This window comes from Synechocystis sp. CACIAM 05 (genome assembly GCF_010222815.1).
Taxonomy (GTDB): Bacteria; Cyanobacteriota; Cyanobacteriia; order Cyanobacteriales; family Microcystaceae; genus Synechocystis.
Genome location: NZ_CP019225.1, coordinates 2,759,077 through 2,772,764, shown reverse-complemented (window position 1 = coordinate 2,772,764; position 13,688 = coordinate 2,759,077). Strand labels below are relative to the sequence as shown.

17 protein-coding genes, 1 tRNA gene and 1 pseudogene are annotated in these 13,688 nt (G+C 44.2%); 5 read left to right on the top strand and 14 right to left on the bottom strand.

What is annotated here, in order from left to right; translation table 11 throughout:
• Positions 1–5: 5 nt before the first annotated feature.
• The 5 genes from BWK47_RS13125 to BWK47_RS13105 form a co-directional block, all read right to left on the bottom strand.
• The gene (locus BWK47_RS13125; protein ID WP_010873702.1) at positions 6–866 is read right to left on the bottom strand and encodes a Tic22 family chloroplast protein importer; all 861 of its coding nucleotides are present in this window, start codon (positions 864–866) and stop codon (positions 6–8) included.
• Between the two features lie 202 nt (positions 867–1,068).
• Positions 1,069–1,407 carry a 30S ribosomal protein PSRP-3 gene (locus BWK47_RS13120; protein WP_010873701.1) on the bottom strand — a complete coding sequence of 113 codons (339 nt, stop codon included), beginning with the start codon at positions 1,405–1,407 and terminating at the stop codon, positions 1,069–1,071.
• Between the two features lie 65 nt (positions 1,408–1,472).
• Positions 1,473–2,057, bottom strand: a complete 585-nt coding sequence (gene pth / locus BWK47_RS13115; protein WP_162328983.1) for an aminoacyl-tRNA hydrolase — start codon at positions 2,055–2,057, stop codon at positions 1,473–1,475.
• On the bottom strand, positions 2,054–2,281 hold the full coding sequence (locus tag BWK47_RS13110; protein WP_020862075.1) for a DUF2811 domain-containing protein: 228 nt from the start codon (positions 2,279–2,281) through the stop codon (positions 2,054–2,056). The genes pth and BWK47_RS13110 overlap by 4 nt, the downstream gene beginning before the upstream one ends.
• Before the next feature lie 232 nt (positions 2,282–2,513).
• Positions 2,514–2,705, bottom strand: coding sequence for a hypothetical protein (locus BWK47_RS13105; RefSeq protein WP_162328982.1), 192 nt, complete (start codon positions 2,703–2,705; stop codon positions 2,514–2,516).
• A gap of 117 nt (positions 2,706–2,822) precedes the next feature.
• Here BWK47_RS13105 and BWK47_RS13100 point away from each other — a divergent pair, with 117 nt between their 5' ends.
• Genes BWK47_RS13100 through panD form a run of 3 tightly spaced genes read left to right on the top strand, consistent with a single transcriptional unit; the run spans position 2,823 to position 4,541 of the window.
• Complete coding sequence (locus BWK47_RS13100; RefSeq protein ID WP_010873698.1) at positions 2,823–3,041, top strand: NAD(P)H-quinone oxidoreductase subunit O; 219 nt, start codon at positions 2,823–2,825, stop codon at positions 3,039–3,041.
• Between the two features lie 37 nt (positions 3,042–3,078).
• Entirely contained in the window at positions 3,079–4,053 is a 975-nt protein-coding gene (gene mdh, locus BWK47_RS13095) for a malate dehydrogenase (RefSeq protein ID WP_162328981.1), read from the top strand.
• A gap of 50 nt (positions 4,054–4,103) precedes the next feature.
• Positions 4,104–4,541, top strand: coding sequence for an aspartate 1-decarboxylase (panD, locus tag BWK47_RS13090; protein ID WP_162328980.1), 438 nt, complete (start codon positions 4,104–4,106; stop codon positions 4,539–4,541).
• 53 nt (positions 4,542–4,594) lie between these two features.
• On the opposite strand, the gene BWK47_RS13085 is transcribed toward panD, so the two are convergent.
• From BWK47_RS13085 to BWK47_RS13050, 8 genes are all read right to left on the bottom strand, one after another.
• On the bottom strand, positions 4,595–5,044 hold the full coding sequence (locus tag BWK47_RS13085; RefSeq protein ID WP_162328979.1) for an NUDIX domain-containing protein: 450 nt from the start codon (positions 5,042–5,044) through the stop codon (positions 4,595–4,597).
• A 49-nt stretch (positions 5,045–5,093) separates the two neighbouring features.
• On the bottom strand, positions 5,094–5,549 hold the full coding sequence (locus BWK47_RS13080) for a thiol-disulfide oxidoreductase DCC family protein (RefSeq protein WP_162328978.1): 456 nt from the start codon (positions 5,547–5,549) through the stop codon (positions 5,094–5,096).
• Between the two features lie 5 nt (positions 5,550–5,554).
• Positions 5,555–6,316: a type I methionyl aminopeptidase gene (map, locus tag BWK47_RS13075; RefSeq protein ID WP_162328977.1), complete on the bottom strand. Its 762-nt coding sequence runs from the start codon at positions 6,314–6,316 to the stop codon at positions 5,555–5,557.
• A gap of 157 nt (positions 6,317–6,473) precedes the next feature.
• Positions 6,474–7,655, bottom strand: a complete 1,182-nt coding sequence (gene bioF / locus BWK47_RS13070) for an 8-amino-7-oxononanoate synthase (protein WP_162328976.1) — start codon at positions 7,653–7,655, stop codon at positions 6,474–6,476.
• A gap of 68 nt (positions 7,656–7,723) precedes the next feature.
• Positions 7,724–7,797 (bottom strand) — tRNA-Met (locus tag BWK47_RS13065).
• A gap of 385 nt (positions 7,798–8,182) precedes the next feature.
• A complete protein-coding gene (locus BWK47_RS13060; RefSeq protein WP_162328975.1) occupies positions 8,183–9,979 on the bottom strand; it encodes a hypothetical protein in 1,797 nt (598 codons plus the stop codon).
• 32 nt (positions 9,980–10,011) lie between these two features.
• The gene (locus tag BWK47_RS13055; RefSeq protein ID WP_237269640.1) at positions 10,012–11,472 is read right to left on the bottom strand and encodes a hypothetical protein; all 1,461 of its coding nucleotides are present in this window, start codon (positions 11,470–11,472) and stop codon (positions 10,012–10,014) included.
• Between the two features lie 239 nt (positions 11,473–11,711).
• Positions 11,712–12,491 (bottom strand): class I SAM-dependent methyltransferase, encoded by a 780-nt coding sequence (locus BWK47_RS13050; RefSeq protein ID WP_162329700.1) that lies wholly within the window; start codon positions 12,489–12,491, stop codon positions 11,712–11,714.
• 85 nt (positions 12,492–12,576) lie between these two features.
• Between BWK47_RS13050 and BWK47_RS17160 the strand changes: the two are divergent.
• A pseudogene (locus BWK47_RS17160) lies at positions 12,577–13,180 on the top strand (transposase); the annotation flags it as partial.
• A 39-nt stretch (positions 13,181–13,219) separates the two neighbouring features.
• Positions 13,220–13,567 (top strand): helix-turn-helix domain-containing protein, encoded by a 348-nt coding sequence (locus BWK47_RS13040; RefSeq protein WP_162328972.1) that lies wholly within the window; start codon positions 13,220–13,222, stop codon positions 13,565–13,567.
• Here the strand turns inward: BWK47_RS13040 and BWK47_RS13035 are convergent.
• Positions 13,545–13,688: transposase (locus BWK47_RS13035; protein WP_162328971.1), on the bottom strand; the 144-nt coding region annotated here is incomplete at its 5' end. The two genes, BWK47_RS13040 and BWK47_RS13035, sit on opposite strands and share 23 nt — an antisense overlap.

The window sequence follows — 13,688 nt, the reverse complement described above, 5'->3', positions numbered from 1 at the left end:
AGGGATTACTTAGGTTGTTGGGCGGATAAAGAACGGATAAATTGAATGGCTTCCTGGGTAGGCACAATGCGTATTTGCTTGAGCATGGCATCGTCACTGGTTTGTAAGGTAGAAATAACATTCTCCATGGCAATCACGTCGATTACGATGCTGTCGGCCATGGCAGGTTGCTCTTGCTTAAACCGTTCCACCATTTGCTGAATTTGACTAGCCTCCAGGAAGAAAGGAATAATTTGCTCGTTTTCCTGTTGGATAGTAAGGTAACCTTGGTCTTCTCCCCCTCTGGCTACGAATAGGGGGACTCCCCCTTGGTATTCAGAATTGGGCATTTGCTGAGCTGCTTGCACCTGGGCCGGGATGGGCACATAGGCAAAACCCAGGGGGTCGGTCTGGTTCGCATTGGCCTGGGCAATTTTCACTACTTCCCCCAGGGAAACGGGTTGAACACTGACCTGGGAACCAACGTCGGGTTTTTGTTTTTTCAGTTCCTGTAAAAAGCCATTGGCTTCTTGTTGACTAATGAAAACACCGGTAACTTTTTCGTTGTCATTACCGACGGCCACTAAGGGGGCTCCCTGGGCATCCACAATGGTAAAAACCGGCACCCCTTGAAGAATTTTGACTACCTCTTCGGTGGGCAGGGCTAAGGCCTGGAGGGTGGTACCTAACCAGGTACCAATCGCGGTGGTACCAATCAGACCGAGGGTTGCGCCGATGCGGAGTAAGGATTTCATTGTTGCTGTCGCCTCAAAAAGTAATGACAATAAAAATATTGATTTAATCTTCACGAAAATCTTGTTTTTTAAATGTCTGCGGGCCAAGGAAAATGGCGATCGCCGAAAAGAAAAGGTTTGTAGCCAAGGCATGGTCAGCCCTCCCAAACCAGAGGCTATGACAGTCTGGCCATGGGGAAGTTCCCCTCGACCTTACGGTAGCATATCGATTTTTTGAGGCGCCCAGGGAGGGAACAGTGCTGTTTTTTGACTGTCCCCAGGGAAACAATTTCTCCGCCACAGCCAGTGGATATCGGAATATGAAAATATTTTTTCTTCCTCACCCCGGGGGGATTTAGTTACTGCCGCTGAACACCACTTCGGGGAATTTACCCTGGGCTTCGGCCATGGAGATTTGTTTATTTTGATTTTTCAAGTCCTGCCAGAAGTTGATCACCTCGGTGGCTTGGTTGAGGACGTTAATCCGGTCCGCTTCGGCGATCCAATGTTTGGCTTCGAGTTCGTCTTTGAGTTGTTGCCAAGCATCGGCCCGGGGCCAGAAGAAGTAGGAAGTGAGGGGACTAGTGCCTTTACCCACAATTTGATCCACGGCGATCGCCACGTTTTGATCGAGCCAGAGGACTTTAAGAATGAAACTAGTGTGTACGGTAGATGCTGCTTCGGCTGTAGTCACAAGCGAAATTCCCAAGAAATGTAATAATTTGCCAACTTCCCATCATACCCCATTAATCCCATTACCTAAGGGCAGACGTCGCGATTATTAAATAAACTCATGGTTTTGGCAATGCCATGGTGCAAACTATGGGCGATCGCCTCCGTGGCAAGATCTAAACTTTTCTCGACGATGGGCAATTCCGACGGGGTAAATTTCCCCAGCACATGGGCAATGGTGTCTTTACTGCCATCACTTTTGCCAATGCCTAATCGGAGACGGGGAAAGTCCTGGGTGCCCAAATGACTAATCAGGGATTTCATCCCGTTATGGCCCCCGGCAGAACCCGTTTGTCTCAGGCGTAATCGGCCCAGGGGTAAATCCATATCGTCATAGACCACCAGCACCGACTGCGGCTCGAGTTTGTACCAGTCCACCACCGCCCGGACGGCTTGGCCAGAGCGATTCATATAGGTACGGGGCTTAAGTAAACAGGTTTTTTGCCCTGCCATTAGCCCTTCCCCAAACCAGCCCTGGAAGCGCTTATGGTCATACCAAGAACACTGCCAGGCGATCGCCAACGCATCCACCACCGCAAAACCAATGTTGTGGCGGGTTTGATCATATTTCGGCTCAGGGTTACCCAAACCCACAATTAACTTGGGAATCATTCGGCGGTTTGCAATAAAGTTTCCAGATAGACCCGGGCACAGGCCTTGTAACTGGTGGACATGGGTTTGGTGCCGTAGCCTCCCTCATTTTGCAGCAGGAACAGGGACAGGGCAGCGGAAAACACCCGGTCTAGGTCCCAATGGGGATGTTTATCCAGATAGGTGGTCAAGGACTGGTGCAGGTCTTCGGGAATTTCAGCAAAAACACTAACGGAGGTATCCATAGTTCTTCTCTCTGTCAAAGGGCGGAGCTGCTTTGGGGAATAACTTGGCCGGCTGAAGATTACGGCCCCACACCCAAAGTTTTTCTGCTGTGTGCCCAATAGTTTTATCGAGGAAATCCCCTGGCTGTCAATGGCGGAAAATTTTGCCCCGGTGGGCATTTCTCATTTTTGCCAACCAAACTATAAGCATTTGAGCTATTTTTACTTAACTCAACTTAACAATAAAAGGGTTTTAACCAACTCTCTCTAATTTTTCCTGGGATTCCCCAGGCGGCGATCGCCAGAAAAATACTCCTACTATCCCTAGCGTCAAAACCCTAAAAAATTCCCCCACCCCTAGGGTGCCCACGGCCCAGTCAGGGTTAAGAAATAGCCTAAAAACCTTAACCTCCTGGGGATAAAATCCGCTAACCGGGGGAATCACTGGGGAAAGTCTGGGGAATGGCCTGGGGAGAAACTAGCCAAAAATAAGAATTACAAAATTTTGGGGTTATGTAACAATTTAGAGTTAATTTCCCAGTCTCCCAACGAGGGCAAAACCATGGCCGCTAAAATGAAAAAGGGCAGTTTAGTGCGGGTTATCCGCGCACAATTGGAAAACAGCCTTGAAGCCCAAGCCAGCGATCGCCGTTTACCCGACTACCTTTTCCATAGCAAAGGAGAAGTGTTGGATTTAAACGAAGAATATGCCCTAGTGCGGTTTTATGTCCCTACCCCCAACGTCTGGCTGCGCTTAGACCAAATCGAAGCCCTGGCTTAGGTTGCTTTTCTCCACCGTCAACACCCCGGAGGGTGCCATGAATAGTTTGGAGTATGCTCCGATCGCCTGTCAGTCCTGGCAGGTTACCGTGGTCGGCGCTGGCAATGTGGGGCGGACCCTTGCCCAGAGGTTAGTGCAGCAAAATGTCGCCAACGTAGTTTTGTTGGACATTGTGCCAGGCTTACCCCAGGGCATTGCTTTGGATTTGATGGCCGCCCAGAGCGTGGAGGAATACGACAGCAAAATCATTGGCACCAATGAATACGAGGCCACCGCCGGCTCCGATGTGGTGGTAATTACCGCTGGTCTACCCCGCAGGCCCGGCATGAGTCGGGATGATTTGTTGGGCAAAAACGCCAACATTGTGGCCCAGGCGGCCCGGGAAGCATTACGCTATTCCCCCAACGCCATTTTGATTGTGGTCACCAATCCCCTGGATGTAATGACCTATTTGGCCTGGAAAGTAACTGGTTTACCTTCCCAACGGGTTATGGGCATGGCGGGGGTGTTGGACTCGGCTCGGCTCAAGGCCTTCATTGCGATGAAATTAGGGGCCTGTCCTTCTGATATCAACACCTTAGTGCTGGGCGGGCACGGAGATTTGATGCTGCCCTTGCCACGATACTGCACCGTCAGCGGGGTTCCCATTACCGAATTAATACCCCCCCAAACCATTGAAGAGTTGGTGGAGCGTACCCGTAACGGTGGGGCTGAAATTGCCGCCTTACTACAAACGGGCACCGCCTATTATGCGCCGGCCTCTTCCGCTGCGGTGATGGTGGAGTCCATTTTACGGAATCAGTCTAGAATTCTCCCCGCCGCCACCTACCTTGATGGTGCCTATGGATTGAAGGACATTTTCCTTGGAGTGCCCTGCCGTTTGGGGTGTCGAGGAGTGGAAGATATTCTCGAAGTGCAATTAACCCCTGAAGAAAAAGCTGCCCTCCATCTTTCTGCAGAAGCGGTTCGCCTTAATATTGATGTGGCGTTGGCCATGGTTAGCGACGGTTAACACGATAACGGACAGTGCCAATACCGTTTTTTTACCGAGGTTAGGGCTTAATGGGGAGCATTCGTTTGATGCACGCAAAATTACATCGGGTCTGTGTGACGGAGGCCAATGTTAATTATGTGGGCAGTATTACCGTTGACCCAGTGATGTTGGAGCGGGTGGGGTTATTGCCCCTGGAGGAGGTGGATATTATCAATCTCAGCAATGGTAATCGTTTTTCTACCTATGTTCTGCCCGGTCAAGCCCACTCCAAAGAAATTTGTCCCAATGGTGGAGCCGCTTTGCTCTGTCAACCAGGCGATCGCCTGATTATTTTTGCCTACGAATTGTGCGATCGCCGTGAGGTATTACAAAAGGGGCACCAAGCTAAGGTGCTAGTGACCAACGAAAGTAATGAAACGGTGGATTTTTATTTACAAGAACTGATACCCAAGGAAGATGGGGTGAAATTCATCAACACTATTTGTTCGGAAGCCATCCCCCATTGAATTTATCGGATCGATACTATTGGTTATTGGTCTAGGAACTGATGCTTTTCCCGTTAGTCCCCCAAATAATTCCGGTGGGGATCGGGGCGTTGATGATAATACCGGTAGCGGCGATAATCCCGCAAAATTTGTCCATGGTCAAAGCACACTGGGTCGGGAAATTCCCACAAATCAAAAAAGCCAACGGTTTTAGCATCGTCCGCTGCTTGGGGTCTGCCGGTGGCCGCCGCCAGAAATACCACGCTGAGGGTATGTTGCCGGGGATCCCGGCGAGGGTCTGAGTAGGCATAAAACATTTCGATAAGCTGCACGTCCAGGGAAATTTCTTCCTTGGCTTCCCGCAGGGCTGCCGTTTCTAGGGTTTCTCCATAGTCCACAAAGCCTCCGGGCAAGGCCCAGCCGTGAGGCGGATTTTGCCGCTCAATTAATAAAATCGGTCGGCGGGGTTGATCAATCATTTCGATGATCAAATCCACCGTGGGAACTGGGTTACGAAAATTCACAGCTATGCCTGTATTCTCTTCAATGGGCTTCAATTATTGTCGCAAAAACCTAGGGCTTACCCTCAACACCACTGGTAACCGGCAATGCACAACCATCGGTGGCACACATTCCCTTTTCCCGCTGGGCAAGGATTTCCGCTAGGCTTGACCGCCCAGTCCAGCTCAAACGGCGATCGGCCCAAAAGTCGTAAATTCTATCCACCAAGGGTCCGATAATGGGCCAACGGGTGGGAGCATATAGCCAGCCGATACCGAGAATTTCGTAAACTTCTCGGAAAACGGCCACATTTTTCACCACACTGCCGTCAGCCTTTACCCCATGGATACGGGCCATGGCATCCTCAAAACTGACACCGCCATGGTCTAGGGGATTGTAGTCCGGCTGAGCAATATCCACAAAGTTAACTAAGCCCCGGCCCCGGTCTTTACTACGGAGAAAATTAACTTCCCTCAGACAAAGGGGACATTCACCGTCGTATAAAAGTTCGATTTGCCAACTTTTCACCGCATTTACTCCCTTAGGGTCAAAATTTCCACTCCATCTTCAGTGACGGCAATGGTGTGCTCAAACTGGGCGGAGAGCTTACCGTCCTTGGTGATGGCAGTCCAACCATCATCTAGTAATACCGCTTCCCAGGTGCCTTCATTGATCATGGGCTCAATGGTAAACACCATCCCTGGACGTAGTCTTTTGCCTTTGCCCGCTTTGCCGTAATGGGGAATTTGGGGGGCGGTATGGAAAATTTTGCTAATGCCGTGGCCAACAAAATCACGAACAACGGAAAATCCCTGGGCTTCAGCGTGGCTTTGAATGGCGGCCCCAATATCACCAATTTTACCGCCGGGTTTAACTGCTTCAATTCCTAGGTGTAGACATTCTTCGGTGACTTTGACCAGTTTTTCTGCCACTGGGCTGGGAGTACCGACAAAAAAGGTGCGGGAACAGTCGCCATGGTAGCCGTCCAGAATGGGGGTAACGTCAACGTTGATGATGTCTCCTGCCTGCAATACCCGTTTGCGGTGGGGAATGCCATGGCAGATAACTTCATTGATGCTGGTGCAAATAGACTTTGGGAAACCGTTATAACCAAGGGGGGCGCTGATGGCTCCGTGGGCTTTCGTCCATTTTTCCGCTTCGTCATTCAGCTCTAGGGTAGTTATGCCCGGTTGCACCATTGGCGCTAGGTGATCAAGTAGGGCCGCCGCTAGTTGGCCCGCCTGCCGCATTTTTTCTATTTCTCGGCGGGAAAGGAGGGTAATAGTGTCGCCCATTGATAATGCTTACTCTTACTGTGAAAAATCAAAAGATATGGCTGGTTTCACTTTCAGTTTAACCAAAACCTCTACTGAGTTCACTGTCCCATGACGGGGATGTGATGTTCAAGGGCTAAGTAGGAAGACTGACAACTGTGCACCGTCAAAGGCAACTCTAATCGAGGTAATAGCGGTCCAGTGTTTCTAATAGTTGGTCAATGTGTCCTGGGGAGTGAGTGGCCATGACCGAAAAACGTAGTCGACTGTGGGGAACAGTGGGGGGACGAATGGCCGGGGCAAAAATGCCCTGTTCTCGTAAATGCTTGGCCATTTCCAGAGCCATGGCTGGATTGGTGGCCCCTACCCAGAGGATGGGGGAATTAATTGGCGATCGCCGAAAGTTTAATTTTGCTAGACCTTCCAATCCTTTGGCTAGGTAATCAACGTTGAGCTGGAGTTGGGCAATGCGTTCCGGTTCCCGTTGGATAAGTTCGATGGCAGCCAGGGCAGCGGCGGTGTCGGCGGGGGAAAGGCCGGTGGTATAAATCCAAGTGGCAGCTCGATTGCGCAGAAAATCAACCAAGGAGGCACTGCCAGCTACGTAACCCCCCAGGCTCCCCAGAGCTTTACTGAGGGTTCCCACCTGAATCCAATCTCCCACCGGTAACTGAAAGTGTTCTCGACAGCCCGTGCCCATTTTTCCCATAGTGCCAGTGCCATGGGCATCGTCCACTAGCAACATGCTTTGAAATTCTTCGGCGATCGCCACTAACTGGGGCAAGGGACATAAATCGCCATCCATACTGAACACCCCATCACTGAGAATCAAACAACGGCGGTGATGGTCTCGATGTTTTACCAGTAGATCGGTCAAAACCTCCGGGCACCCATGGCCATAGTTAATTACCTTGGCTCCACTCAACTGGGCTCCACGCTTCAGGCTGGAATGGTTATATTCGTCCGCCAAAATCAAATCCCGTTTACCCACCAACGCCGTGATGGTGCCCAAATTAGCCAAATAGCCAGAACTGAACACCAAAGCGGCTTCCGTTCCCTTCCACTGGGCAATGGCCTGTTCTAATTCTTTGTGTAGTAGACGATGGCCACTCAATAGCCTAGACCCCGTACTCCCCGTCCCCCAATCGGCGATCGCCTTAATGGCCGCCGCTTTTAGGTCAGGATGGCTGGTTAAGCCAAGGTAATCATTGCTAGCAAAATTAACTAACCGTTGACCCTCTAATTCAATTTCTGGCCCTGGCCCCTGGGTAATGCTCTGGGGATGGCGATGCCAATGGGCCCGATGAATGGTTTCTAGAGCATCGTCTAGCCAAGTGTAGGCAGGGGAACCGGTAGCCATAAGTTTTATTTGATAAAACAAACCCCCCAACCATTGTCCGGCGGGGGGAATTTTTTCTTTTTTTTTAATGGCGGGAGGCGGATTTGAACCACCGACCTTCGGGTTATGAGCCCGACGAGCTACCAGACTGCTCTATCCCGCGTCGCCTTAGTCATCATAACTGATGGGGAGAATTTTTGCCAAACTTTATTTTTTCTGGCAGATTCCCCCCATGGGCGATGAACTGGAGAGCACAAAATTTATGGACTTATTCCTCTTCCCTCAGTCTGACGGAAGAGGGGTACGGCAGATTCCGCATCAGGCTGATACACATAAAACGACTGTAATTCTGATTTTGTAAGGAGTTTACTGTGCCAGCTAGACGTGAAGCCCGGCGTAAAAAATATTAAGAAACTTTTTATGCATTGCTAGATTGAAAACCGCTACAAACATAGAAAGCTGTTTCTTTATTCACTCAATCCTCTTTATTCTATATTTTTTTGTTGCTTTAACTGCCTGCAGCAAACCTGCTAACAAGCTAATTTCAATTACTCTTGAGGCTGAAAATAAATACGTGGAACAGAACTGCAATAATCACAATCTGATGGTGGCATCAAATGTTCAAAAATAACAGTGGTGGGTAAATCTAGAGTTGATTGATCGTTTGTCTTAGGCTTTAGACCAATTATTTCTCCAGCCATGGTCTCGATCTGCTCTTTCCTGACTAATTGCCCTTGCTCTTCCACCAGTAAAACAACATCTTGGGGTTCAACTATTCTTTCTGGTTCCCAGGGGAAGTAAAAAAATAAGCCGTCATTTTTACCAGATAAAACCAACTTCCGATCTTTAATTATTTTATCCTTCCACTGTTCAGACTCAACTAAGTTTGAATTAAGGCGGTAAATCCTTGGAGGAAATTGCCAATCATCGGGAAAGTCATATATTGATTCCAACACCATTGGTAGGCTCCAGTCAAAGGGATGAATTTGCTTACCCCAGGCCAGGCCGGGTGCTTGCACAAGGATTATTGTCCCCTCCTTAATGTCAGGAACTAAGGTAAAAACATCATGCCAAAAAGCCTGTTGATATTGCCAACTCATTTTATAATATTGTTGAACGTTAATCGAGAAGGTTAACAAAAAACTGAGGTGGATAGACAATAATAAAATCAATAATGTATGCCAAAATTTATGCAAGTGGGTAATATAAAAAGCAATACCCCAAATACAAACAAGAGTCAAAGTAATGCCCAAAGCTGCAGAAAAATGAACTCGGGAAGCCCGACCATTGATATCGTGAACAGATAAAAGTAATGCAGATGGATAAGCTAGAATAGTCATCAGTAATCCTGTCCCTGACAACCTCCAAAATTCTTGAAATACATTTAAATCTGCTAGAATATTATTTTGTGAAAACTGTTTTTTGAATAAATATTTTAGAACAATAAAAAATAATATTAATCCAATACAAAAAATGATAATATTCTCTACCCTTGGGGATGAAACTACTTCGATGGGACGTTTGAAAAACGAATAAAAAGCTATTAAGGGACCCCAAAAAACTTGATATATAACTTTTTGGATAAGCTGAAGTCCCGTTATCCCACTTATCCTAGATTCCCCAGCTAATTTTCTGAGAAACAAATAGATGACAAGAATTATTGTTAAGGTTAGAAAATGATAGAGTTTTTCTTTTTTCGTACTTTTGGGGTTATTAAGCAGGGAGGCAGTAAAAAAGATCAAGAATAGGCTTTCGTAATTTAGCAGAGATAGGGTTGCAAAAACATAGCTGATTGGCTTACTAAAATAGTTTAATTTATGTTTTTCAGAAGAAGAAATGTAAACGTGAAAGGCAATGATAAGAAACAACAGAGCGGTTTGTATACCGATTAAATGTTGTAAAAGACCAAATGTTGTATCGGCAGGATATAGGACGAAAAGTAAACTAGCAATGATTGCCACATTTTTCTTTTTTGTGATTTTTTTTACTAAAGAATACCAAAGACAACCATTTAAACTTAAAATCGTAAATCCGATTAAATATAGGGCCCTAATTCCTCCGAGTTTTGCCCCGATAAAGGGGATAAAGGTAAGAAAAGTCATATGGAGTGGACGACCCTGCCAAAAACTACCAAGGGAAGCCCTAAGCCTAATCCAGTTTTGGGCTAAATTATTTGAGATAGCTGTACCACTAAATGCCCAATCATCTTCGTAAAGTCCAAAATCATTAATGAAAAGAAAACGAGAAAAAAATACAAGGAAAATAATAAAAAGATAAGGAAAAATAAACTGAACATTGAAGTGCTTGAAATAATTGGTAGTCCTGTTTTTGGAAAAGTTAATCATACAAATTGATCGTAATATATATAATTGTTAATTTATTTTTTGCAGTAAAGAGTACTGGGGGCAAGACTAATATCAAACCGTTTCATTTGATATTCTTTTGGAGAAAACCAATCTATATTACTTTTGACAAAATCATCATCTAAGCTATCAAATACTACTATTGTCCTAATAGTATTTTTGTCGTGAATATCCAATAATGTTCCGTTATAGCTGGGCAAGATTGCCTTAGGGTCTAAAAAGTTCCACACGGCTTCAGTATCAGCCAATTTATCAGAGTAAAATAAACTTCCTCCTAGTCCATAAGTAACAATAAACAATTGTTCTCGATGCTTTACACTTCGTAGAACTTTTTGCAGAGCATCTGATACTTCATAACGAACTTTAGGATTAAGAACCACTAAAATTGGATCTGGTTTCTCTGAGCATATTTCAATTTGGTCTATCAGCTCATTCATATATTGTTTTTCTTGAGATTGTTGGGAATAAATATCCCAAGCTAATGGTGATTGATTAAAGACAAGTGTAAATAATAAACAAGAGACTAACAAAACACCAAGCCACCTACAATTATCACCAATGAACGACAAAATCTTAGACAATAAAAGGGTGGAAATAAGAATAAAAGGAAATAGATAAAAAGCAGCTATGATCCCTGATTTTGTATAAATTAGAGTTTGAGGAATTAGAGAGATGAAGAGCAGAATAATAAAAGGAATTATTTTTTTTGCTGTATTTGATACTGATTGTTTAGTTACATGTGTAAAGATAAAAAGAATTATTGTGCTTATTGCGGTTTGGAGAAAGTAACTTTGTAGTAATAACTCTTTTGATGTTCTAAAAATAGCTAATAAATCTAAAGTTTCATTGTCAACACCAGCGTACCCCATACCGCTAGTCCCTAAAAAGAAAACTATATAGGCAAGCTCTAAAAACATTGCTGCTAATAACACTCCTATAAAAATCTTATTGGTATCAATTGATTTCCACAGGGAACTTTTTTGAAAATCGCTATAAAGCCAAACCTTAAGAAAAATTAAAGTCGGTATAAAGATAATGTAAGACTCCTTACACAAGGACATTATTATAATTAAAATAATAGCAATTACGGAGTTGATTTTTGAATATTTACTATGATTACAGCTTAAACCAATAAATAATAAGGCGGCCGACAAAAAAAACATACCTTGAGCATCGGGTATCATTGGCCTAACCCAAATTTCTGATTGTTTTCCTAGCAAGGTAGATACCGGAAAAAATAAAGAAACCGGGATTGAAAAAAATAAGATTCGTCCAAAAGCAAACAGAAAAAAAGATGTAAAAGCTCCCAGCAAAGTAATATATGAAAACCACAAAAATGAGTTAACTCCCAGGAGTTGGGTGATGGTCACCACTTGCAGCTGAAAATAAGGACGAAATCGCTGCATACTTCTGTCATGATTAATCCATATTTTTACTGTTTCCCAAAAGCCGTGATTATCGAGATCTTGTTTCATCACGGGAATCTGATGATCGTCAATAAAATAACGAAAGCCAGAGTTCAATAAATCACTATAGGATGCAGTTATAAAAAATATGCCAATAAAAAATAATAGGGCTAAGATACTGACAAAAGACTCATTGTTTGTATTGATGATTTTCGGCAGCCTATTCATGAGTTAAAATATATTAAAGCATGGGTTCGATAGCAATTTTTTTGAAAATTAAAAACTTAACTAATTACGCTAGCTTGACTTTAAGGTAAAAAATCAGGGTCAGAGTCCAAGCCATAGTAGTCTCTGTCTACAAATCTCTGTTCACAAATACCAAAAGCGGTTGATTCGTCTAAAGTAGCGGTTTTGGTAATCACAAATTGGTGAATTTCTCTACTGTGGAGTTCATTAGATAACTTCTGACGAATGAAATGACGGTAGTTAAGAGCAAACATTGGTCGAGCAAGATAAGCCTTGTTCCAACCACATAGAAACATCGATAACTTAAAGTGATTTTGATTTAGAAAAATGAATAGTGCTTCCGCCAACTGAGGGTAGATTGGATTAAAGAAATCATCCAAGACTATGACGCCGTCGTCTGACAGTAGTTGTTCACACAATTCAAGGTCATTGATCACAGCCCTGCCTGTGTGTTCACCATCAATATGAAGCCAACGAAAACTAGAACGTAAATCACCGAGGGAACCCACTGTCACTTGATAGGAAGGTTGCTGGATATACCTACCCCTGGGCCCCAAAATAGGAGTAAGGTTAACCTCTGCATCTTCAATATACCGGGTGCAATCGATCAGGACAAATTCCTCTGTTTCATTGAGGTGTAGGGAGGACATCAAAGCTGACAGACCTTTATAAACTCCAATTTCCAGCATATTGCCATGGATGCCATGAGTATTTTGGAAACTTAGCAAGGCATCCCAGAGGGCAGCACTTTGTTCCATGAAAAAACCGGCAATTCCCCCTTGCAATTGCTTAAACTCACCTAGCTTAGAGAGATACAAGTAGTTGTCTTGAAGTAATAGCATAGGGGGTAGAAGTGTTGAATGATAGCTGAAATAAAGTAAAAAGGCCTTTAAAGTTGTAAAATAAAGGGCAGATACTTTATAAATAATCAAGGCTACGGTATCAAATTTTAGTCAAATCGTCAAAGTTCATTTGTCTTATCTGCCTAAATATGGCTACTGGGTATTAGATACATTTAAGTTTGTGAGTATCTGGCTAGGATTAGTGTTAGACCAGAGTCAGACGGGGATGAGAAATATGTTTAAAAGACTTAACTTACGGGAAGAAAAAGTCGACATATCCACATTCTTTAAAGCAACTAAAAAAAGGGAGGTTGATGTATTTTAAAAAAATTATGGTGTCCCTGAAGAAAAATATATCTAAAAAGCGAAAACTAGAAGAGGGAAAATTAGAAATATTTCCTTTAGACTCAACAATTATTAGTGCAACTACTAAAATGATGTGGAAACTGGGGTTTCATCAGGTGAAACTATTCAGTGGCATTAGATTATTGATAGGAGAGTCAGGAGGAATAATAATTCACTTTGGGCAAGATAATGACAATAAATATGGTGATAAAACAATACAGGAAACACTAAAAAACAGTGTAGTAGTAATGGATAGAGGATTGTGTGACTTGGGGAGGGTAAAGAAATTACAGAAGGAGGATAACAGATACCATCTATCGCGCTTCTATAGCAAAAATCGAATAGATTAGGACATAATATAAGAAAAAGATAAGGAAGAAACAATGCCAGTCCCCTACAGTATTGATCTGAGAGAAAAAGCAGTAAGTGCAGTGGAAAGAGGTGAGAAAAAAAGCCAGGTGTGTAGGACACTAAACATTAGTCGGAACACCCTAGACCTATGGATTAAGAAAAAGAAGCAGACGGGAAATGTGGGTCCAGTAACAGACTACCATCGTGGTCCACAACCGAAAATAAATGATTTAGATAAATTCAAAGAGTTCGCAGAGGAAAATGGTCATTTAACTCAAAGGGAAATGGCGGAGAAATGGCCGGAGCCGCTCAGTAAAACAAGAATAGGTCAAGCTTTAAGAAAGTGTTTGAAAAGTTTTAAGCAAGCCTTTGAAGCATGAGATGAACCATGGCAACATAGAGCATTGTCTCACTGGTGGTAGGTAAATATTCATAATCCTTGCTTAAACGACGATAGCGACCAAACCAAGCAAAGGTGCGCTCGACTACCCAACGGCGGGG

What these genes read in the sequence shown, in the direction of transcription:
- BWK47_RS13125 (WP_010873702.1), bottom strand. Translation starts at nt 866, where the DNA reads ATGCCTTGGCTACAAACCTTTTCTTTTCGGCGATCGCCATTTTCCTTG.
- pth (WP_162328983.1), bottom strand. Translation starts at nt 2,057, where the DNA reads ATGATTCCCAAGTTAATTGTGGGTTTGGGTAACCCTGAGCCGAAATAT.
- BWK47_RS13110 (WP_020862075.1), bottom strand. Translation starts at nt 2,281, where the DNA reads ATGGATACCTCCGTTAGTGTTTTTGCTGAAATTCCCGAAGACCTGCAC.
- BWK47_RS13100 (WP_010873698.1), top strand. Translation starts at nt 2,823, where the DNA reads ATGGCCGCTAAAATGAAAAAGGGCAGTTTAGTGCGGGTTATCCGCGCA.
- mdh (WP_162328981.1), top strand. Translation starts at nt 3,079, where the DNA reads ATGAATAGTTTGGAGTATGCTCCGATCGCCTGTCAGTCCTGGCAGGTT.
- panD (WP_162328980.1), top strand. Translation starts at nt 4,104, where the DNA reads ATGGGGAGCATTCGTTTGATGCACGCAAAATTACATCGGGTCTGTGTG.
- map (WP_162328977.1), bottom strand. Translation starts at nt 6,316, where the DNA reads ATGGGCGACACTATTACCCTCCTTTCCCGCCGAGAAATAGAAAAAATG.
- bioF (WP_162328976.1), bottom strand. Translation starts at nt 7,655, where the DNA reads ATGGCTACCGGTTCCCCTGCCTACACTTGGCTAGACGATGCTCTAGAA.
- BWK47_RS13060 (WP_162328975.1), bottom strand. Translation starts at nt 9,979, where the DNA reads ATGATTAACTTTTCCAAAAACAGGACTACCAATTATTTCAAGCACTTC.
- BWK47_RS13055 (WP_237269640.1), bottom strand. Translation starts at nt 11,472, where the DNA reads ATGAAACAAGATCTCGATAATCACGGCTTTTGGGAAACAGTAAAAATA.
- BWK47_RS13050 (WP_162329700.1), bottom strand. Translation starts at nt 12,491, where the DNA reads ATGCTATTACTTCAAGACAACTACTTGTATCTCTCTAAGCTAGGTGAG.
- BWK47_RS13040 (WP_162328972.1), top strand. Translation starts at nt 13,220, where the DNA reads ATGCCAGTCCCCTACAGTATTGATCTGAGAGAAAAAGCAGTAAGTGCA.